This window comes from Sorangiineae bacterium MSr12523, from assembly GCA_037157775.1.
Lineage (GTDB): Bacteria > Myxococcota_A > Polyangia > Polyangiales > Polyangiaceae > Pendulispora > Pendulispora brunnea.
The window spans coordinates 10,859,326-10,877,432 of the sequence record CP089982.1; the positions used below are offsets into that span (position 1 = coordinate 10,859,326).

Genomic DNA, 18,107 nt, shown 5'->3' on the forward strand with positions numbered 1-18,107 from the left:
AGCCCTCCGAGAGATTTGAACAGGGAGGCGGGGAGGCGGGGAGTTTTTTTGTTTTTCAGTTGGCTCACGAAGCCAACTGAAAACCCCAAAAAGCCTAGGCACGCGGTGGGATTCGCGTCGTTTCCCTCCCCGCCTCCCCCCCTCCCTGTAAATTCTCTTGGAGGTGCCGCGGGAGAACGGGCGGTCTCGCAACGGGCGTAATCGGGAATCCACAGGGATCAGGACTGGTCGGCGATGGCGCGGGCCATGGTCGACTCGAGTTCGGCCGCGCCTTGCATGCCTTCGAGCTTGTGCTCGCCGATGAAGATGGTGGGCAGTCCGCGGGATTTGGAGGCGCGAAACTCCGCAGTCTCCTTTTGAATGCGCTCGTCGACCTTGGGGTCTCCGATGCACGAGCGGTAGGCCCCCAAATCGAGCCCCAGCGACAGGGCGAGCTTCTCGCAGCCGGCGGGCGTGAGATCCTCGGTCTGGAAGAGCGCGTTGGCCATCTCCTCGCCTTTGCCGAGCTGTTCGCCACAACAGGCGGCACGCGCCGCGTCGAGCGCGTTGGGATGGATGCGCGTGAGCGGAACCTGCTTGCGAACCAGGCGGATCTGCGAAGCATGCGACGCCAGGATCGGACCGAAAGCCTCGTGCGTGATCCGGCAAAAGGGGCACTCGAAGTCGACGAAGTCCACGACGGTGACCTTCCCCTCCGGCGTCTTGTCGATTTCGGCGGCGATGACCGGAGGCACCGTGGAGACGGAGCGCCCGATGAGGAAGGGCACCGCGACGGCGCCCGCCATCGCAGCACCGCCCAACAGGCGCGGCACCAGGGTCGCCGGCGGGTCCGACTCGTGGCGTAGGCGGAGGAGCGAACCCGCGAAGACGAGGAGCGAACACGTGTCGACGATGGTGCAATACGGGCAAAACGTCGCCAGCTTAACTTGCAGCAAGAGCAACGCCGCGCCGATCAAGCCGGAAAGGCCGGCCAGGCCCACCTCCACGCGACGGGCGACGGGGCCGCGCAAAAAGAAGGTGAGCGCGCCCAGGGCCAGGTACCCGAGCAAGCCGAACGCGGGCAACGGCACGCCGAGAAACGACGAATAATCCGTCTGCCGGATGCGGTCGCACCCGCCGCCGGACTCGCAGAACAGCGGCGCCGGACGCAGGTAATCGACCAAAAGAAGGGCGCTGACGGTCAAGCCGACGAGCACCGGGAGCACAAGGAGCAGAACGTAGGCGAGGGACGAGGTTTTTCGCATGATGGCGGACTCCGCGCGAAACACGCGGGCAAAAGGGTACCATCAGCCGTTGCACGGCGCCGAGTGAACCCGTAAGGCTGTAACCCTTCATGCTGCGTAATCTTCCCAGTCGCAATCAAGTCCTCGACACCCTCTCGCAGGAGGCTCGCCCGGTTCATGCGCGCGAGATCGCCACCCGGTTGGGCGTCGACGACGTCAGCTACCCTGGTTTCCTCCGCCTTTTGGACGATCTCGTCTACCAGGGCATCCTGACCGCGCGCGACGGGCACAAATTCAAGCTGTCGAACGCCAGCCAATCCGTCCGAGGCGAGGAGCGCGAGGGCTTCATCACCATCGCACCGCGCGGGTTCGGCTTCGTCAGCAGCGCGGGGGCGCTGAACGACGACGTGTTCATCCCGCATCCGTCGCTCGGCGGCGCCATGCACGGTGACAAGGTGAAGATCGCCATCGTCGGGCGCAGCGCCAAAGGCGCCGAGGGCTCCGTGCTCGAGGTCCTCGAGCGGCACATCAAGCGGGTCGCGGGCACGTTGCGCCGCCGCGGCAAGAGCGCATGGCTCGAGCCGGACGATACGCGCATCCGCGGCCCCATCGTGTTGCCGCGCAACATCGACCAGGTCGCCGGCGAGGGAAACAGCGGCAAGGATGGCGACGCGGCGGTGGTCACCATCGCGCGCTACCCCGAGATGCCCGACGAGAACCCCGAGGGACGCCTCGAGGCGGTGCTGGGCAAGCCGGGCGAGATCTCGGTCGAGGTAGCCAAGGTCCTGGTGCGCGAGCAAGTCGAGGAGGTGCACTCGCCCGAGGCGTTCGCCGAGGCCGAGGCTTACGGCATCGAGGTCCCCGCGGAGATGCTCGAAGGCCGCGAAGACCTGACGCACATCCCGCTGCCCACGATCGATCCCGAAGATGCGCGCGACCACGACGACGCGGTGTGGGTCGAGCGCCTGGAGCGCGGAGACGGCTACCGCGCGTGGATCGCCATCGCCGACGTGAGCTCGTACGTGCGCCCCGGCACGAAGGTCGATGCGGAGGCGCTCGGGCGCGGGTGCAGCATCTACCTGCCCGACCGCGCCATCCCCATGCTTCCGCGGCCGCTGTCGTCGAATCTGTGTTCGCTGCTGCCCGACGTGATTCGTCTTTGCCTCTGCGCCGAGATCGAACTGGATGGCGCGGGCCGCGTGAAGAAGTCGCGCTTGATCCGCGGCTTCATGCGCAGCGCGGCCAAGCTGACGTACGGCGGCGTGGCCCGCGCGCTCGGGTTGACCGACAACCCGCCGCGCGATCCCAAGGCGGAGGAGATGGTCGACGGCTTGCGCGTGGCCTACGAGCTATCGCGCAAGCTGCGCACGCAGCGTTTGAAGCGCGGCGCCGTCGACTTCGATCTGCCGGAGGCGAAGATCGTCCTCGGCGACGAGGGCGAGCCGCTCGATGTGATGCGCCGCGCGGAGGATGCGGGCGTCAAACGCGCCTACCAGCTCATCGAGGAGCTGATGCTCCTGGCCAACGAAACGGTGGCGCGATGGTTCGTGCAGCAGGAGCTACCCACCGTGTTTCGCGTGCACGCGGCGCCGGATCCGGAGAAGCTCGACCGGTTCGCGCGACTTTGCGAGCAGCTGGGCATCGAGTTCGATCTGGAGATCGCCGAGGATCCGAAGCAGCTCAGCACCTTGGTGAAGTCGTTCAGCGAGCTCGATGAAGCGCGCGTGCTGAACATGCTGCTGCTTCGCTCGATGAAGCAGGCGACGTACGACATCGTCAACGTCGGGCACTTCGGCCTCGCGTCGAAGGCGTACCTGCATTTCACCTCACCCATCCGCCGCTACCCCGACTTGATCGTGCACCGCGCGGTGCACGCGGTGCTCTTGGGCAAAGGGCGCTCGCTCGGCGAAAAGGAGCTCGCCGAGGCGGCCATCCGCTCGTCGACGGCGGAACGGCGCGCGATGGACATCGAGCGCGAGGTGGCCGATCTCTACCGCGCCGTGTTCATGCGCGACCGCGTGGGCCAGCACTTCGAAGGCAACGTGACCGCGATCGTTGGTTCGGGCGTGTTCGTGAACCTGGACGAGCCCTTCGTGGACGTGCTTGTGCGCTTCGAGGACCTCGGCGGCGGGACGTACGAGCTCGACGACGACGGCCTGCGCGCCATCTCCGAATCCGGCGACGCCGTTCAACTCGGCGATCGCATGGGCGTGGAGGTCATCGACGTGTCGCTGGTGCGCCGCGCGGTCTATGGCCGGCGCTTGTTCCGCGAGTCGGACCTCGTCGAGACGAGAAAGGCGCGGCGTCGCACCGAGAAGGGCGCGAAGAGCACCAAGAGCGCCAACGGGAAGGGCGGGAAGCGCGCCGAGCGCCGGCAGGAGAAGCCCGAGAAGAGGACCTTGCGCAAGGGCAAGCCGGCGAAGTCGAAGAAGGCGGCTCCTCCTACCAAGCGGGCGAAAGTGAAGACGAAGAAAATCGTCAAAAAGAAGGGCAAAAAGGCCCGGCGCTAAGCCCGAATGGCATGCACCTTGCGAGGCATTCCCAAGATGGGGCGCATGCTCGAACGATTTCTCCGTGGGACGCGTGCGATGGGTCCCTGCGCCATGATCGCCATGGCATGCGCATGTGGCTCATCGGACGACGGGAACGATGGAACCAAGCCCCCGCCGGATGGCGGGAACGGCAACGGCATCCTCGATTTCGACTTTCGCAGCGGAAACGATCACGGCTTCGTCCCCGTGATGCGGGACGTGCCCGTGTCCATTTTCGAGGCGTACCAGTCGCACAAGGCAAGTGGCACACTCGGGCCCGTGGCGCCGCTGACGCGCAACTTCAACGAGTACCCCGAGGAGACGTCGCACTGGCTCATGAACTCGGGCATCTACCCCATGCCGGACGGGCTCGAGGGCAGAGGCTTTCTGGTTCAAGGGAACAACCACTCCGACGACATGGATATGCACCTCGTGCGCAAGCTCGGTGCGGCCGAGGGCGTGCAGCCCAACACCGACTACGACGTGCTCGTCACCGTGGACCTCGCGGGCGCTGCCCCCACCGATGCGGTCGGGGTCGGTGGCTCGCCCAATCTGCAGGTCAAGGCGCGCGCGACGACGAAGGATCCCACGACGTACGCCTATGCCGGCAACCACGTGCGCTTCAAAGACGTCGACATGTCACCGCAAATGGGAACCGACGTCGCGGTGAACGGCGTCTGTTACACGGAGAGGCCGCAAGCCGGCGAGCCGAAATGCCCGCAAGGCCGCATCCCGTTCCATCTGAATCTGGGCAAGCCCTCGAGTCCGATCCGGGTCCGCTCCAACGAGGCCGGGGAGTTCTGGCTCACGGTCGGATCCCATTCGGGCTTCGAGAGCTTTTCGGCGATCTATTACGCGCGCATCCACGTGGAGCTGCAGCGAAAATGAGCCGCATGCGCTAGCATGCCGGCCATGCCATGGTCCCAGCGGGCCCGAGTTTTCGTAGTGGCCCTCGCGTTGGCCGCGCTGGCGGGGTGTTCGCGCTCGCCGCCGGATTCGACGCCCGATGGGGTCGTGCGACTCTGGCTCGAAAAGATGGAGACCTCGACGGCCGATCCGCGGGCGGCTCGGGAGGCGTACGCGCTTTTGGGGCCCGCCACGCGGCGCAACCTGGAGGTGCGGGCCGAGCGCGCCAGCCGGATCCAGGGCCGGCGCTTCGAGCCGCACGAGATGCTGGCCGAGGGCCGCTTCGGGCTGAAGTTCCGCCCCAAGACGATGAGCGTCGTGGGCGCAAGCGGCGACGAGGCGAAGGTGGACATCGTGGGCGCCGACCCGGCGGTGGAGCGCGCCACCGTGCGATGTGCGCGAGAAGGAGGCGTATGGCGCATCGAGCCTGAGCTTCCGGAGGTGACCGATCTTCCAAGGTGGCGTGATGGCGGGTGACGTCTTATTTTGGCGACGCCATCATGGCTGACGACCTCTATACCGTGCTGGGCGTCCCCAAAGGCGCCGACACGGAGACGATAAAAAAAGCCTACCGCAAGCTCGCGCAGAAACTGCACCCGGACAAAAACCCCGGGAACAAGCAGGTCGAGGCGCGCTTCAAAGCGGTGAACAACGCGTACAACGTCCTGTCCGACGACTCGAAGCGTAAGCTCTACGACGAGTTCGGCGAAGAAGGCCTTCGCGAAGGGTTCGATCCGAACCGGGTGCGCGCCTACAAGCAATGGGCCTCGCAGCAAGGTGCCCGCGGCGGTGGCGGCGGGCACGGCGGTGTGTGGACCAACGCAGAAGGCGTGCGCATCGAGGATCTCTTCGGTGGGATGGGCGGCAACAACGCCGCCGGCGTGGGCGACGTCTTCGGCGATCTCTTTGGCCGAGCACGCCGCCAGCGCGGCCCGATGAAAGGGCAGGACCTCGAGAGCGAGGTGACCATCGACTTTGCCTCCGCCGTCAATGGCGCCACGATGGATTTGCGCACCGACGATGGAAAATCCGTCACCGTGCGCATTCCGCCGGGCGCCGACGAGGGCAGCCGCGTGCGCATTCCCGGGCAGGGTGGCCATTCGCCCAACGGCGGCCCACCGGGCGATCTCGTGCTGGTGGTGCACGTCAAGGAGCACCCCTTCTTCAAGCGCGAGGGGGACGACCTTCACGTGAACGTGCCCATCACCTTGAAGGAGGCCTACCAGGGCGCCAAGGTTCGCGTCCCCACGCCGGACGGCTTCGTGTCGCTGCGCGTTCCCGAGGGAACACAAAGCGGCAACGTGGTGCGCGCCCGCGGCAAGGGCGTCACCCGCAAGGGTCGCACCCCGGGCGATCTCTATGTGCACTTCCTGGTGCGCATCCCGCAGGACCGCTCGCCCGAGACCGCCGCCCTGATCGACCAGCTCGCCGAAAAGGACCCCAGCGACCCGCGCGAAGAGTTGCGCTTCTAGCGGGAAGAGAAGAAGAAGCCGCCAGGACCGCCAAAAGAGAGGCGCCAGGATCGCCAGAGGAACCGACGATGAACCCCAAAGATTGGAGTTTTTCGTTGGTTCGCTAGAGCGAGCCCGCGACGACGAGGCCGGCGTGGGTCGGGGTGACGTTGGGAACGACGCGTACGGGTGCGGTGAACCAGAGAATGCCGCCGGCGACGAGGAGCGCTCCGCCGGCGGCGAAGGCGATGGTCGAGGCGGTGCCCTTCGACGTGGCGTCGTTCCATTTGGAGACGCCGTCGCGTGAGCTGCACGCGTCGCGGTTCGGGCATAGGCCCTCGGCCTCGTCGTGATCGGCGCGCGACGAAAGGCCGAAGTACGCGCCCACGCCGAGTCCAACGAAGCCTGCGCCCGCGACCACGAGCGCGATCGTGCGTTGCGCGGGCCACGATGACGACGTTGGCATTGGCGACGCAGGTGCAGCCTCCGAGGCGAGAGGCGGCGCGGCGACGTCGACGAGGCGCATCTCTTTGGTGACGTTCACCGTGGACGACCACGGGCGCTTGGCCGGGGCCGATGCGACGACGTGGTGCGCGCCCGGATCGACGAACACGGGCTCGGTGATGCTGCGAAGCCGTTCGCCGTCGAGGGTCCACTCGAGCGGTTCGCGGGAGATGAACCGCAGCTGCGGCGTGCGCGCGGTGAGGGAGGCGGCGCGTTGATGCGCGGCCTCGGCGCGCTCCGTCTTGCCGGCGGCGCGCGCAATGCGCTCCACCTCGCGAAAGAGCGAGAGCGCACGCGCGAGGCGCTCGGTCATCTCGTAGCAGTTGGCGAGATTGAACTGCGTGCCCACGCCCGGATCGAGCTCTTGGCTGCGTTCCAACTTGGGGCACGCTTCGCGGTACGCGCCGCTGGCCATGAGCCGGTTGCCCTCGTTGAAGAGCCGATCGGCCTCTTGCTCGACGCCCGCTTGGCTTGCCTGCTGCGCAAACACCGCTGCGGGCAGAAGCAACGAGCAAGCGGCCACCGAAACGGCAAGGAGGCGATGAACCTGCATCGGCGGCGCAAACGCTACCATCTTTGCGGCGTCGTCATGCGATCTCGTGGATCGCCTGGTGCGATCTACGAGATCGTGCCCAAGGCGCGTTGGCGAGGTACAGTCATGCTACCGATGGGTTCCGATTGGTGGGATATCGCCACGACGCGCTCGTCCCAGAATGAGCCGACGGCGGTCGAGGAAAACTACGCACTGCGGGTGCTCGACGGTCCGCAGGCTGGAACGCGCTTCGCGTTCGGCGGCACGCCGGGCCGGCGATGGCTCGCGGGAAAGGGGCCCGCGTGCGACTTCCAGCTGGAAGGGCCCATGGTGTCGCGGCGGCATGCGGCGTTCGAGATGGACGCCAAGGGTCTGCGCGTCACGGATCTGGACTCGACCAACGGCACGAGCATCAACGGCGTGGCCATCCGCGAGGCGTACGCCAACGACGGCGATCGCATTCGCCTGGCGGAAACCACCTTGGCACTGGAGCGCGGCGAGCCGAAGTCGGTGCCCCTCGCCGGCGACGTGCGCTTTGGGCGCATGCTGGGCGCGAGCCCGGCGATGCGGCGGCTTTATCCGCTCTGCAAGCGGTTCGCCGAGAGCGAGCTGCCCGTGCTCATCGAAGGCGAGACCGGCACCGGCAAAGAGGTGCTGGCCGAGGCCCTTCACGAGGCTAGCCCGCGGGCACGCGCGCCCTTCGTCGTGTTCGACTGCACCGCGGTGCCCCCTACCCTCGTCGAATCGACGCTGTTCGGCCACGAGCGCGGTTCGTTCACCGGTGCGGTGGCGCCGCGCAAGGGCGTCTTCGAGGAGGCCCACGGGGGGACGCTCTTCATCGACGAGCTCGGGGAGCTGGATCTATCGCTGCAGCCCAAATTGCTGCGCGCGCTCGAGCGCAGCGAGGTGCAACGCGTCGGGTCGAACCAATGGATCCGCGTGGACGTGCGCATCATCGCGGCCACGAGGCGCGATCTCGACCGCGAGGTGCAGGCCGGGCGATTCCGCGATGACTTGTTTTTCCGGCTGGCCGTGGGCCGGCTCGAGCTGCCGCCGCTCCGCGATCGCACGGGCGACGTGGGGCTGCTCGCGTGCCATTTCTGGCAGACGCTCGGCGGCGGCCGCGTACCCATGCCACGCGACTTGATCCAGCGCCTCGAGGACTACCGCTGGCCGGGCAACGTGCGCGAGCTGCACAACGCCGTGGCGCGCGCCCTCGCGCTGGGCGAAACCACCGTGACGGGCTCCGGCATCACCGAGCCACCGCCCGCACCGCGCGCGGGCAACATCATCGAGGAAGTGCTGGCCTGCGAACTGCCGCTCACCCGCGCCCGCGAGCGCGTGGTGAGCGAGTTCGAACGGCAATACGTGGAGCGCGTGCTCGCCCGCCACGACGGCAACGTCGTTCGCGCGGCCGCCGCCTCGGGCATCGCGCGGCGCTATTTCCAAATCTTGCGGGCGCGTTATTTCGGCTAGGGACAGCCGCTGGAGACTTGAAGGGCGTCGTAGGCCATCCAGCCCACACGTTTCGTGCCCGTGGCGCTGATCACGTATCCGTAGATGAACTTCATCGTGCCGTCTTGTTGGCGGTAGCGACCCGACGCATCTTGCACCCAGAGGGGAACGTCGATGGAGGGCGCGCCCGAATCGGTGGGAACGTCCACGCGCTGGAATTTCGTGCCCGCGGGGTAATGGTCCACGGCGGGTGCGCCAAGGCCCGAGCCGGGGCAGTTGAAGGCGAGGTTCACCGAGCGCCGGCCGTTCGCGCGCAGCTTCGGCAAGTAGTCGCCGGCGGCCTCGTTGCTCGAGGTGGAGTCGTAGACGACCTTTTTCGGCTCAAGATTGGGATCGCTGGCGTTTTTCACCTCGTAGCAACCCATGCGCGCGAGGCCTTCGCTCTTGGCCGAGACGTGCCCCACCTTTTGCTCGAAGCTGGTTCGGCCGAGGATGCTCGACATGGGCACCCAGCCTGCGCTGCCGTTCGAGGTGGACATGGCAAACGCGTGCGCTTCGCCCACGAAGGTGCGCACCTGGCCGTAGTTGAACTTCATCGTCGTGTTCGTCGATGTATTGAGCACATTGCCATGGCCGTCGCGAATGGCTTGCCCGGGCGTGACGCCCCAGGAATCGCTGCCATCGTTGGTGAGCACGCGGTTGCCGCCCTCGGGGCGCAGTTTGCAGTTGTAAGGGCTGTAGAGACACGCCTCACCATTGACGCCCGGTTCGAGGGCTTGCGCGACGGAGGTCGCCGAGGCGTCGTCGTCCGCCGAAGCCGCGCACCCTACGCCTGCGAGGCCCATCGCCAGGAAGATCCAAAATCGCTTCATGGCGGGCTGCTAAGCACTACTCGTGCCGGCTGGTCGCCAAGCCCGCGGGAACACGAGGCTGCGTCGGCGATGCATCCGGCACGGCATCGAGCTTCGACGGCGCGGGCGGCTCTGGAGGTTTCGGCTTTCGCGGCTTCGATGCGGAGAGCGCCCGCGATGGCGCGGCGGCATCGCTCGCAAGCTCCGGCGGCGGCGTCTCGAGAGGCATCACCGTGGGGGGCGGTGCGGCTTGCGTCGGGGTCGGACTCGCGGCGACGACCGGAGCACGCTCCGGCGCCGAACGAAATGCGACCAACGCACCGACGCCCGCCGCCACGACGAGCGCACCTGCGCCCAAGCGCCGCCACGAAAAAGGCCGGGCCGGCGGCGATGAACCGCGGGGCGACTTCAATGTGACCGAGTGCTCCGTGCCCTCCACTTGCGCGACCAGCTCCGTGCGCGCAGCCAGGGCAGGGCCCGCGATGGAGCGAACCCACTCGGCCACGCGCATCGACGATGCGACGAGCCCCGAGGCGTCGATGTCCTCCGCCATGGCGTGCGCATTCGCGTACCGCTGCGCAGGATCGCGCGCGAGCGCTTTCATGGTGATGCGATCCACCTCGGGCGGCACGCTCGGATTGAATCGACTCGGCGGCGCGACCTGTTCGGTCATGATGGCCTGCAGCAGCTGCAGCTCGTTCTCGTGGCGAAAGAGCCCGCGACAGGCCAGCGTCTCCCAGAGCACCACGCCCGCGGCGTAGACATCCGTCTGCTGCGTCGCCGCGCCCGAGATTTGCTCGGGGGCCATGTACGGCACTTTGCCTTTCAGGTGCCCATCGCGCGTCGTTCCGAACAGCCGGCCTTGGGCCTTGGCCACGCCGAAGTCGAGCACGCGCGCAATGCCGTCGGCGCCCACGAGCACGTTCTGCGGGGAGACGTCGCGGTGCACGATGTGAAGCGGCTCGCCCTTTTCGTCGCGCGCTTCGTGCGCTGCGTGCAAGCCGTTCAATGCACCAGCGAGGACGGAGAGCGCGACGCCCACCGGGATGGTCGTCCCCGCGAGCACCGATGCACGGAGCAGCCCCGCGAGCGATTCACCCTTCACGTACTCGAGGACTAGGAAGATCTCGCCGTCCTGGGCGACGACGTCGAGCGTGGGCACCACGTTGGGATGGTGCACCCGCGCAACGAGCCGCGCTTCATCGACGAAGCGCGAGACCAACTCCGGATCGCGCGCCAGGTGCGGGTGCAGCCTTTTGATGGCCACCGTGCGGCCGAACCCCACGGCGCCGCGAACGCGCCCCAGGTAGACCGTGGCCATGCCACCTGCGGCAAGCTCGCGAAAAAGCGTGTACCGGCCGAGGGTGAGAGGCTGCTGCATTCCCTACGTACGGACCAGGATACCTCGATGGGTCAGGGAAGAAAGGCGACGTCGTCGATCCAGAAATCGAAGTCGGCTTTCTTGGGGAGAACGTGGAAGTCGATCCCATAGACATGCGCGAGGTCCACCGTCTCCGTGCTACCTGCGTCCCTGTCTGGTTCGAGCTCGGAGAACGGTATCGAGCATTCCTTCCATTCGGTCGTGAGATCGCAGCCCTCGCCAAACAGATCGTTGCACGTGCCCTTCGAATCACAGACCTTACCGTCGGGGTCGCGGTTCTTGTCGCGGAGGTTCATGTACACGCGGACGGCCGCTCCTGCCTTGGCGCGGAACTTAATCCCCTTGTACTTGCTCATGTCGTAAGTGCCACGGTCGGCGCCTGGAGGCTGGTTCAATGTAAAGCGCATGCCGACCTTGCCGTCGAGGCCGTGGCCCGAGGTGTGCGCCGCGAACTTGCTGCTTACCGGCGATCCCGGTGCTTCCACGACAAACTTCTGCGCTCCTCCGGGAATGTCTACGCTGAACCCCACCCAGACGCCCTGACGTCCCTCGCACCGCGGAATGGCCAGATTGTCGTCTTCCAAATCGTCGATGAGTCCCGGAACGCAATTCTCGGGCGGTGCGTCAGCTGGAGGATTGGAGTCCGTCACCACATCGGGGCGGCCACCGTCGCCAAATGGATCCGGATCGTACTCTCCCGACGAGATGCCGAACACGAGGCCACAACCCACGGCGAACGGCACCAAGAGGAAACCTGCAAGAAAGCGGCGCATCAGAACGTACCTCGCAGGACGAAACCGTTCGGCGTCACACCGATGGACGTTTGCTTTTTCGCCCGCGGTGCGGTGAACCATAACAGGCCACCGCCCACCGTGGCCGCGAGACCGACGCCAAAGACCACGGTGGCGATCGTGGCGCGGGAGACGGCGCTGTCACGAAGATCGACGCCCTCTTGCAAGCAGCGGTCGCCGTTGCAGTACGGCGAGGCGTCGTCGTACTTCGACTTGGCCATGAACGCGAGCACGACGCCCGTCCCCATGGCCGCGATGCCCGTGCCGCCGACGATGAGGCCCAGGGTGCGCTGACCATTGCCGGTCGAGGCGTCCTGCGGCGCCGGCGCATTGTCCGGTGATGCCACCGGTATCGTACCTGCAATCGGCGCTGGAGCATCCTCCAGCGGCGGAACGGCGATGCGCGCCTTGGCGCCATTGGGAGCGACCTGGATCTCCGCGCTCCACGGCTTTTTGCCTGGCGCGGAGGCCTCTACGACGTGCGCGCCAGGGTCGACCGGCATGGCCGTGCCCCACTGCCCCGGCCCGAGCTGCGCACCATCGCGTTTGATCGCGAGCCCCTCGGTTTGCTGCTTCGTGTCGACGGCGACGGTGAGGTGCGAAACCTTGGGGGCCACCAAGGCAGCGCGTTCGCGCGCCCGTTCCACCTTCGCGGGGTCATCGCTCGCCTTGGCGGCGACCTCGAGGTAAAGCGCCCACGCCGACGCGTTGCGCCCGATGCGCTCGTAGCAGTCGGCGAGGAAGTAGCGCGTGTTGATGCTCTCGAAGAGGCGCAGGCTCTCCTCATATTTGGGGCACGCGCGGGCGGGCTGCCCTGCGTCCACCAGTTTTCCGGCTTCCGCAAACAACGCGGCGGCGCCGGCTTTGTCCTCGGCGTGCGCGACGCCGGGCAGTGCACACACCGCGACGAGCGTCGCAGTCGCAAGCTTGGAGCGTAAGTTCATTTTAGAAGATGTCGCGTTTGAAGGGGTCCGGTTTGGAGCTCGAGCCCCCCGGCTTGGCGGATCGCCCCGACGAGGTACTCGTTTTCTTTTTTGCATCCTTGGCCGCATCGTCCGACGCGGCGGCGGCCGATGCACTCGCACTCGGCACCGCGGCGGCAGCAGCCGGCTCGCTCGCGGATTTCGCCGGCTCGGGGGCCGCTCCTGACGGCGGCGGCGCAGGTTCTTCGACCTTGGGCGGGGCCGCCGCTCCTGACGACGGCGCCTCGGGGCGGTGCGCACGACTCACCAGCCCAATGAGCAGCAAGCTGCCGAGCACCAGGCCCGCCCCCGCGCCAATGACGGCTGCCAACGGACCTCGCGAGCGGGCCTTCGCGGGCTCCGCCATGGTCTGCGTGCTCGTACGGGCCGCGGCCACCGGCGTGATGGCCGCGCTGATGGTCGACACATGATGGGTGCGCGGCGGACCAGGTTGCGCGCTGGTGATGTACGCCGGTTGCGCGGCCGACACACCGAGCACGCCGCAGATGCGCTCGACCGAGGCACGCGCCTGGTTCGAACCGAAGGGCAACAGCGCCAACGCGAACTCCGCGACCGATGGATACCGGTGCCCGCGGTCGCGCGCCATCGCCGTGAGGATCACTTGGTCGAGCGCCGGCGGAATGTCCGCCCGCACACTGCGCGCCGGCGGGCGCTCTTCATTGAGCACCTTGTAGAGAAGGCGCGGCAGATCGCCCGCATTGAAGGGCCTCTGCTGCGTGAGCAGCTCGAAGAGCACCACGCCCATCGAGTACACGTCGGCACGCGCATCGACGTCGCGCGCCGATTCCAGCTGCTCGGGCGCCATGTAGAGCGGTGAGCCCAGCATGCCACCGGCGCGGGTGAGGCTTTGATCGTCCGCCTGGAGCACCTTGGAGATGCCGAAGTCGAGCACCTTGACGCACGGTGCTCCATCGGCGTGGCGCGTGAGAAACAGGTTGCCCGGCTTCACGTCGCGGTGAACGATGCCGAGCGAGTGCGCCTCGGCGAGGGCCTCGAGGGCTTGCAGCACGAAGTCGACCGCGAGATGAATCGGCATCGGCCCGTTTTGCTCGAGCACCACGGCGAGATCGCTCCCGTCGAGGTACTCCATGACCATGTAGGGGCCGCCATAGTCGAGGGTGCCGACGTCGGTCACCCGGGCCACGTGCTGGCTGCGGATGCGCACGGCCGCCCGGGCTTCCCGCAGGAATCGTTGGACGAGGTCGCTATTTTCCGCGTGCTTCGGCAGCAGCAGCTTGATCGCCACCCGATCCTCGAGCGTCAGGTGCCTCGCCGAGACGACGAGGCCCATCCCGCCATGCCCAAGCACGCGCTCGACCCGATATTTCCCGAGCAATACATGCCCCGGTCCGATGAGATGTTCGTCGGGAGTGGCCATTGCCGATGACAAAAGGATGCGAAAAGCCGAGTTGCTATTTGCCACGCCGTGGAGCTCGACGCAATTTTCCGCTGTCACGGCTCAGTTCGCTGGCGCCTCCTTGGTGGTCTCGGGGATTGCCTCGGGGAGGCCCCATGCGGCCGAATCCAGGGTGCACCCCGGGCACGAGCCCCTCGGCCTCGGCGATTTTGAGAAGAAGTGCGCCAAGCTGCTCGCGTTCGTCGTCGGTGAGCGGGGCGCACACGGCGGACTCGTGCTCGCGACCGATGCGCGCGATCGCTTCGAGGGCGGTCTGCCCCTTCGGGGTGAGGTGCAGAGCATAGACGCGGCGATCTTCGGGGCTGTCGCGGCGTTCGATGAGTCCGCGCTCTTGGAGCTCGTCGACCAAGGTCACGAGCCTGCTCGGGAGGATGTGCAAGTAGCCGCTCAGGGCCTGCTGGCTCATACCGGCATTGACCGCGATGGCGCGAAGGATCCCCGCGTGCGGCGGCGCGAGATCGAGCGGCGCGAGGCGTTCGGCGAACTTGCCCGCGGCGTGCGAGCCGACCTGCGTGAGCAAAAAGGCGATGGGCGGACGCGAAGGTCGACTTTGCACGCCCGAACTATAGACGATGGGCCTGCGCACGGACCCATGCTGCGAAGGCCCGCGCGGCGCGCGTGGTCGGTGTGCCCCGAAGCGGCGAGACCAGCCAGTACGTAGGCCCCAACGGCACGGTCGGTTCGAACGGTGTCACCAGGCGTCCATCGCGCAGGAAAGGCTCGGCAAGCTTCGCGTAGGCGAGCGCCACGCCTTGGCCCGCCACGGCGGCCTGCAAGAGCAACGCTCCGTCCGCCAGGTGCAGTCCGCGTTCGCCCCAGGCCGGGCGCCCGAGGCCCGCCGCCTCGAACCAGAGATGCCATGCGGCGCGCGGATCCGCATCGTGCAAGAGCGTGACGCGCGCCAGATCCGCCGGGCGACGCAAACGAGCCTTCATCGCGGGCGCGCAGACCGGTGCCAGATGATCGGGCATGAGCGGCTCGGCATGCACGCCGGGCCAAGGCCCCCGTCCCATGCGAAGCGCCACATCGGCCGTCCCCTCGGCGCCGAGCGAAACGAGGCCCTTTTTCTCGGAGACCCACACCTCCGCCTCGGGGTGGAGCGCCTGGAACTCGGGAAGGCGCGGCAGGAGCCACGATGCGGCAAACGCCGTCGTGGTGGTCACCCGCACCGTGGCCGCACGCCGGGCCGCCTGCGTGACCCCGCGGGTCGCAACGGCGATGGTCTCGAAAGCTTCCCCGAGCGCCGCCGCGTACTGCGCCCCCGCCCCCGTGGGGGTGAGGCGAACGCCGGTTCGATCGAAGAGCGGCACCTCGAGCCACCCTTCGAGCTGCGCGATTTGCTTGCTCACCGCGCCGTGGGTAACCCCTAGCTCCGAGGCCGCGGCTACCGTCGATCCGAGCCGCGCGGCGGCTTCGAATGCGCGCACGGCATTCAACGGGGGCAGCTGCATCGCCGGCGCGGCGGAGGACCTGTGAATTTTGCTCACAGGCTCGGAGGATAACGCGCTGGTGGCGCTGGTGCGAAGGCTCCACCTTGCATGGCATGGCTCATACGACGTGGCTCCTGTTCTTCACCGTGTCTCTGGCGGCAGTCCTCACGCCAGGACCGGCCATGCTGACGATTCTCGGTCATGCCCTCGCACGCGGCGGCAAGCCCACCGTGCCCGTGGTCCTCGGCAACGCGTTCGGTGCGTTGCTCTTGATGGCCGCGTCCATTGCCGGCCTCTCGGGCCTTCTGGCCGCGCTCCCGCATGGTTTGCAAATCATGAAATGGGCAGGTGCCGCGTACCTCTTCTGGCTTGGACTGCGCGCGATTCGGTCGAAGAGCGCGGGCACGGCACCCGCGGCCGTGCGCGAACGTGCGCCCTTCGCGCGCGGCGTCTTCATTGCGCTGTCGAACCCGAAGGCGCTCTTGTTCTACGGCGCCGTGCTTCCGCAGTTCGTCGATGGCTCGCGGCCGGTGCTTCCGCAGTTTGGCGTCATGGCCGCGACCTTCATTGGGCTGGAGCTGGCCATGACCGGTACCGTGACCTTTGCCGCCCACATCATGGCACCGCTGCTCCGCCGCACGAGCTTTCAGCAGCGCTCCGAGCGCGCCGGTGGGGCCATCATGATGGGCGCGGCCGCGCTGTTGGCCATTGCACCGGTGAAGGCACGATGAAATCGTTTTTCACGCCCGATGTCGCCGCACTCGTGCTCCGCCTCGGACTCGGTACGATGTTCCTTTTTCATGGAGGGCCGAAGTTGCTGGGCGGCCCCGAGACGTGGGCGCGATTCGGCGCGGCGATGGCCGGCCTGGGCATCACGTTCGCCCCGGCTTTTTGGGGCTTGATGGCCGGTCTCTCGGAGTTCGGCGGCGGGCTGCTTTTGCTGCTCGGTTGGTTTACGCGGCCCGCGTGCGTGTTGCTCACCTTCACGATGTTGGTCGCCACATCGAAGTTGGTATTGCGACACGACGACTTCATCGCGTGGTCACAACCGGTGGAGGACGCGATCGCATTCGTATCGTTGTGCATTCTTGGGCCGGGCAAATATCGCATTCGCACCGGGGCCCCCGCCGTATAACGTTGCGGCCATGCACCGATCGCGCTCCGTCTTTCTTGCCCTCACCTTCACGGCCCTCGCCTTGGCGCACTGCTCGCGTCCGGGCGACTCCTCGAATCCATCGTCCCCAGCGGCGTCGGATTCCATCGCCATCCCTCCCCCTCCCCCGCCGGCAGCCTCGGCCGCGCCCGCGTCGTCCGCACCGGCAGCCCCCGCCCCCACGACCACGGCCCAGTCCAAGCCATCCGCGAACTGCGGCGTCAAAATGGACGACTGGTGCCCGAGCCCCGCCGGCGATCCCTGTGGGAAACACAAGGACGCCAAGAGCTGCAAGGCCGACCCGAAGTGCAAGGGCATGCCCTTCCGCGGCGAAACCTTCGCCCCCTGCGACGACGACGGCCGCGGATTCTCCACCAACTGCCCCACGGTGGGCTGCCTCTCGCGGTAAGGGACGCCCAGGGCCAGCGCATTTCTTGGCCCAATGTAGGATTGTGACCCACACTTACCTCATCGTGAGAGAGGCCCGTGAGGTCACACTAGGTTGGCGGGGGAAGGAACGGATCTTTGGTGCGGAAAAGCCTGGATTGTCCAAGGCCATGCCCGAGCCAAAGGTTGCATATTGCACGTATGATGGGTCGGGGGAGCTCCTCTATGGAGACAACCTGGCGACCCTGAGGGCGTTGGCGGCGAAGTATGGCGAGTCGGTGACGCTGGCGTACCTCGATCCGCCGTTTCTGACCAACCGCGTCCATCATGCGAAAAAGAAGGGCAAGACCCTCGACGAAACGACGGAGTTGCCGGCGTTCGATGACCGCTGGACCGATAGGGCGGCGTACCTGGAGGCGCTCGGGGAGCGGCTCGTGGCCGTGCGCGAGTTGTTGTTGCCGCACGGCTCGGTGGTCATCCACGTCGATCCGAAGACCAGCCATTATGTAAAGGTGCTCTGCGACGAGATCTTTGGCGACGACTGCTTCGCCAGCGAAATCGTGTGGAGGTACCGGCGCTGGCCGTCGAAGACACCCAACTTTCAGCGCGTACACGACGTGCTCCTGCGCTACCGCAAGGATGCGCGCCATGCGCCGCGGTGGAATACGCTGTACGAGCCGCTCGCAGCGTCGACTTTGGCGACGTGGGGGGTCAACAAACAGCGGGCGGTGTACGCGGAGAGCGGTAGACGGGCGCGATCGTCGACGACGCGTGAGGCCACGGCCGGGGTGCCGATGGGCGACGTTTGGGACATCGGTGTCATTGCACCTGTCGCGCGGGAACGGACGGGCTATCCCTCGCAAAAACCCGAAGCGTTGCTGGAGCGCTTGCTTCAATCCTTGAGCGATCCCGGAGACTTGGTGCTCGACCCGTACGCTGGGAGCGGTACGACGCTGTCGGTCGCGGCTCGACTGGGGCGGAGGTTCGTGGGCATCGACGCGAGCGAGGTGGCCATTGCAACGGCGACGAGGAGGCTTTCGGCGCTTGAGACGCCGAGCGTCCCCGCGTACGGTAGCGCGGTTCCCTCTCCCTCGCGGTAATCGCGCTATGCC

The 18,107-nt window shown here is 67.0% G+C and carries 18 protein-coding genes; 9 read left to right on the top strand and 9 right to left on the bottom strand.

Features of this window, described 5'->3' with window-relative positions:
* Positions 1 to 218: 218 nt before the first annotated feature.
* A complete protein-coding gene (locus tag LZC95_42800) occupies positions 219 to 1,244 on the bottom strand; it encodes a thioredoxin domain-containing protein (protein WXA93170.1) in 1,026 nt (341 codons plus the stop codon).
* 89 nt (positions 1,245 to 1,333) lie between these two features.
* Between LZC95_42800 and rnr the strand changes: the two genes are divergently transcribed.
* The 4 genes from rnr to LZC95_42820 are packed head-to-tail and all read left to right on the top strand — an operon-like array spanning position 1,334 to position 6,132.
* On the top strand, positions 1,334 to 3,733 hold the full coding sequence (gene rnr, locus LZC95_42805; GenBank protein ID WXA93171.1) for a ribonuclease R: 2,400 nt from the start codon (positions 1,334 to 1,336) through the stop codon (positions 3,731 to 3,733).
* Between the two features lie 45 nt (positions 3,734 to 3,778).
* A complete protein-coding gene (locus LZC95_42810; GenBank protein ID WXA93172.1) occupies positions 3,779 to 4,642 on the top strand; it encodes a hypothetical protein in 864 nt (287 codons plus the stop codon).
* A gap of 24 nt (positions 4,643 to 4,666) precedes the next feature.
* Positions 4,667 to 5,137 carry a hypothetical protein gene (locus tag LZC95_42815; GenBank protein ID WXA93173.1) on the top strand — a complete coding sequence of 157 codons (471 nt, stop codon included), beginning with the start codon at positions 4,667 to 4,669 and terminating at the stop codon, positions 5,135 to 5,137.
* Positions 5,138 to 5,160: 23 nt separating this feature from the next.
* On the top strand, positions 5,161 to 6,132 hold the full coding sequence (locus LZC95_42820; protein ID WXA93174.1) for a DnaJ domain-containing protein: 972 nt from the start codon (positions 5,161 to 5,163) through the stop codon (positions 6,130 to 6,132).
* 103 nt (positions 6,133 to 6,235) lie between these two features.
* Here the strand turns inward: LZC95_42820 and LZC95_42825 are convergent, their stop codons facing one another.
* On the bottom strand, positions 6,236 to 7,168 hold the full coding sequence (locus tag LZC95_42825; protein WXA93175.1) for a hypothetical protein: 933 nt from the start codon (positions 7,166 to 7,168) through the stop codon (positions 6,236 to 6,238).
* 105 nt (positions 7,169 to 7,273) lie between these two features.
* Between LZC95_42825 and LZC95_42830 the strand changes: the two genes are divergently transcribed.
* Positions 7,274 to 8,623, top strand: a complete 1,350-nt coding sequence (locus tag LZC95_42830; protein WXA93176.1) for a sigma 54-interacting transcriptional regulator — start codon at positions 7,274 to 7,276, stop codon at positions 8,621 to 8,623.
* Here the strand turns inward: LZC95_42830 and LZC95_42835 are convergent.
* From LZC95_42835 to LZC95_42865, 7 genes are read right to left on the bottom strand one after another with little or no spacing between them, the layout of a single operon-like run.
* On the bottom strand, positions 8,620 to 9,474 hold the full coding sequence (locus tag LZC95_42835; GenBank protein ID WXA93177.1) for a hypothetical protein: 855 nt from the start codon (positions 9,472 to 9,474) through the stop codon (positions 8,620 to 8,622). The genes LZC95_42830 and LZC95_42835 overlap by 4 nt on opposite strands.
* Before the next feature lie 16 nt (positions 9,475 to 9,490).
* A complete protein-coding gene (locus LZC95_42840) occupies positions 9,491 to 10,834 on the bottom strand; it encodes a serine/threonine protein kinase (GenBank protein ID WXA93178.1) in 1,344 nt (447 codons plus the stop codon).
* Positions 10,835 to 10,866: 32 nt separating this feature from the next.
* Entirely contained in the window at positions 10,867 to 11,607 is a 741-nt protein-coding gene (locus LZC95_42845; GenBank protein ID WXA93179.1) for a hypothetical protein, read from the bottom strand.
* On the bottom strand, positions 11,607 to 12,569 hold the full coding sequence (locus LZC95_42850; GenBank protein WXA93180.1) for a hypothetical protein: 963 nt from the start codon (positions 12,567 to 12,569) through the stop codon (positions 11,607 to 11,609). Before LZC95_42850 ends, LZC95_42845 begins: the two co-directional genes overlap by 1 nt.
* Before the next feature lies 1 nt (position 12,570).
* A complete protein-coding gene (locus tag LZC95_42855) occupies positions 12,571 to 13,986 on the bottom strand; it encodes a serine/threonine protein kinase (GenBank protein WXA93181.1) in 1,416 nt (471 codons plus the stop codon).
* A 34-nt stretch (positions 13,987 to 14,020) separates the two neighbouring features.
* Positions 14,021 to 14,581, bottom strand: coding sequence for a MarR family transcriptional regulator (locus tag LZC95_42860; protein WXA93182.1), 561 nt, complete (start codon positions 14,579 to 14,581; stop codon positions 14,021 to 14,023).
* A 7-nt stretch (positions 14,582 to 14,588) separates the two neighbouring features.
* The gene (locus LZC95_42865) at positions 14,589 to 15,512 is read right to left on the bottom strand and encodes a LysR substrate-binding domain-containing protein (protein ID WXA93183.1); all 924 of its coding nucleotides are present in this window, start codon (positions 15,510 to 15,512) and stop codon (positions 14,589 to 14,591) included.
* A 56-nt stretch (positions 15,513 to 15,568) separates the two neighbouring features.
* Here LZC95_42865 and LZC95_42870 point away from each other — a divergent pair, with 56 nt between their 5' ends.
* The 4 genes from LZC95_42870 (at position 15,569) to LZC95_42885 (ending at position 18,095) form a co-directional block, all read left to right on the top strand.
* Positions 15,569 to 16,186 carry a LysE family translocator gene (locus LZC95_42870; protein ID WXA93184.1) on the top strand — a complete coding sequence of 206 codons (618 nt, stop codon included), beginning with the start codon at positions 15,569 to 15,571 and terminating at the stop codon, positions 16,184 to 16,186.
* Positions 16,183 to 16,590 carry a DoxX family protein gene (locus LZC95_42875; protein ID WXA93185.1) on the top strand — a complete coding sequence of 136 codons (408 nt, stop codon included), beginning with the start codon at positions 16,183 to 16,185 and terminating at the stop codon, positions 16,588 to 16,590. Before LZC95_42870 ends, LZC95_42875 begins: the two co-directional genes overlap by 4 nt.
* Before the next feature lie 10 nt (positions 16,591 to 16,600).
* Positions 16,601 to 17,017 carry a hypothetical protein gene (locus LZC95_42880; GenBank protein ID WXA93186.1) on the top strand — a complete coding sequence of 139 codons (417 nt, stop codon included), beginning with the start codon at positions 16,601 to 16,603 and terminating at the stop codon, positions 17,015 to 17,017.
* Between the two features lie 64 nt (positions 17,018 to 17,081).
* The gene (locus LZC95_42885) at positions 17,082 to 18,095 is read left to right on the top strand and encodes a site-specific DNA-methyltransferase (protein ID WXA93187.1); all 1,014 of its coding nucleotides are present in this window, start codon (positions 17,082 to 17,084) and stop codon (positions 18,093 to 18,095) included.
* Positions 18,096 to 18,107 lie beyond the last annotated feature (12 nt).

Excerpts from the sequence above, each read along its gene's own strand:
- LZC95_42800 (WXA93170.1), bottom strand. The coding sequence starts at position 1,244 with ATGCGAAAAACCTCGTCCCTCGCCTACGTTCTGCTCCTTGTGCTCCCG.
- rnr (WXA93171.1), top strand. The coding sequence starts at position 1,334 with ATGCTGCGTAATCTTCCCAGTCGCAATCAAGTCCTCGACACCCTCTCG.
- LZC95_42810 (WXA93172.1), top strand. The coding sequence starts at position 3,779 with ATGCTCGAACGATTTCTCCGTGGGACGCGTGCGATGGGTCCCTGCGCC.
- LZC95_42815 (WXA93173.1), top strand. The coding sequence starts at position 4,667 with ATGCCATGGTCCCAGCGGGCCCGAGTTTTCGTAGTGGCCCTCGCGTTG.
- LZC95_42820 (WXA93174.1), top strand. The coding sequence starts at position 5,161 with ATGGCTGACGACCTCTATACCGTGCTGGGCGTCCCCAAAGGCGCCGAC.
- LZC95_42825 (WXA93175.1), bottom strand. The coding sequence starts at position 7,168 with ATGCAGGTTCATCGCCTCCTTGCCGTTTCGGTGGCCGCTTGCTCGTTG.
- LZC95_42830 (WXA93176.1), top strand. The coding sequence starts at position 7,274 with ATGCTACCGATGGGTTCCGATTGGTGGGATATCGCCACGACGCGCTCG.
- LZC95_42835 (WXA93177.1), bottom strand. The coding sequence starts at position 9,474 with ATGAAGCGATTTTGGATCTTCCTGGCGATGGGCCTCGCAGGCGTAGGG.
- LZC95_42840 (WXA93178.1), bottom strand. The coding sequence starts at position 10,834 with ATGCAGCAGCCTCTCACCCTCGGCCGGTACACGCTTTTTCGCGAGCTT.
- LZC95_42845 (WXA93179.1), bottom strand. The coding sequence starts at position 11,607 with ATGCGCCGCTTTCTTGCAGGTTTCCTCTTGGTGCCGTTCGCCGTGGGT.
- LZC95_42850 (WXA93180.1), bottom strand. The coding sequence starts at position 12,569 with ATGAACTTACGCTCCAAGCTTGCGACTGCGACGCTCGTCGCGGTGTGT.
- LZC95_42855 (WXA93181.1), bottom strand. The coding sequence starts at position 13,986 with ATGGCCACTCCCGACGAACATCTCATCGGACCGGGGCATGTATTGCTC.
- LZC95_42870 (WXA93184.1), top strand. The coding sequence starts at position 15,569 with ATGGCTCATACGACGTGGCTCCTGTTCTTCACCGTGTCTCTGGCGGCA.
- LZC95_42875 (WXA93185.1), top strand. The coding sequence starts at position 16,183 with ATGAAATCGTTTTTCACGCCCGATGTCGCCGCACTCGTGCTCCGCCTC.
- LZC95_42880 (WXA93186.1), top strand. The coding sequence starts at position 16,601 with ATGCACCGATCGCGCTCCGTCTTTCTTGCCCTCACCTTCACGGCCCTC.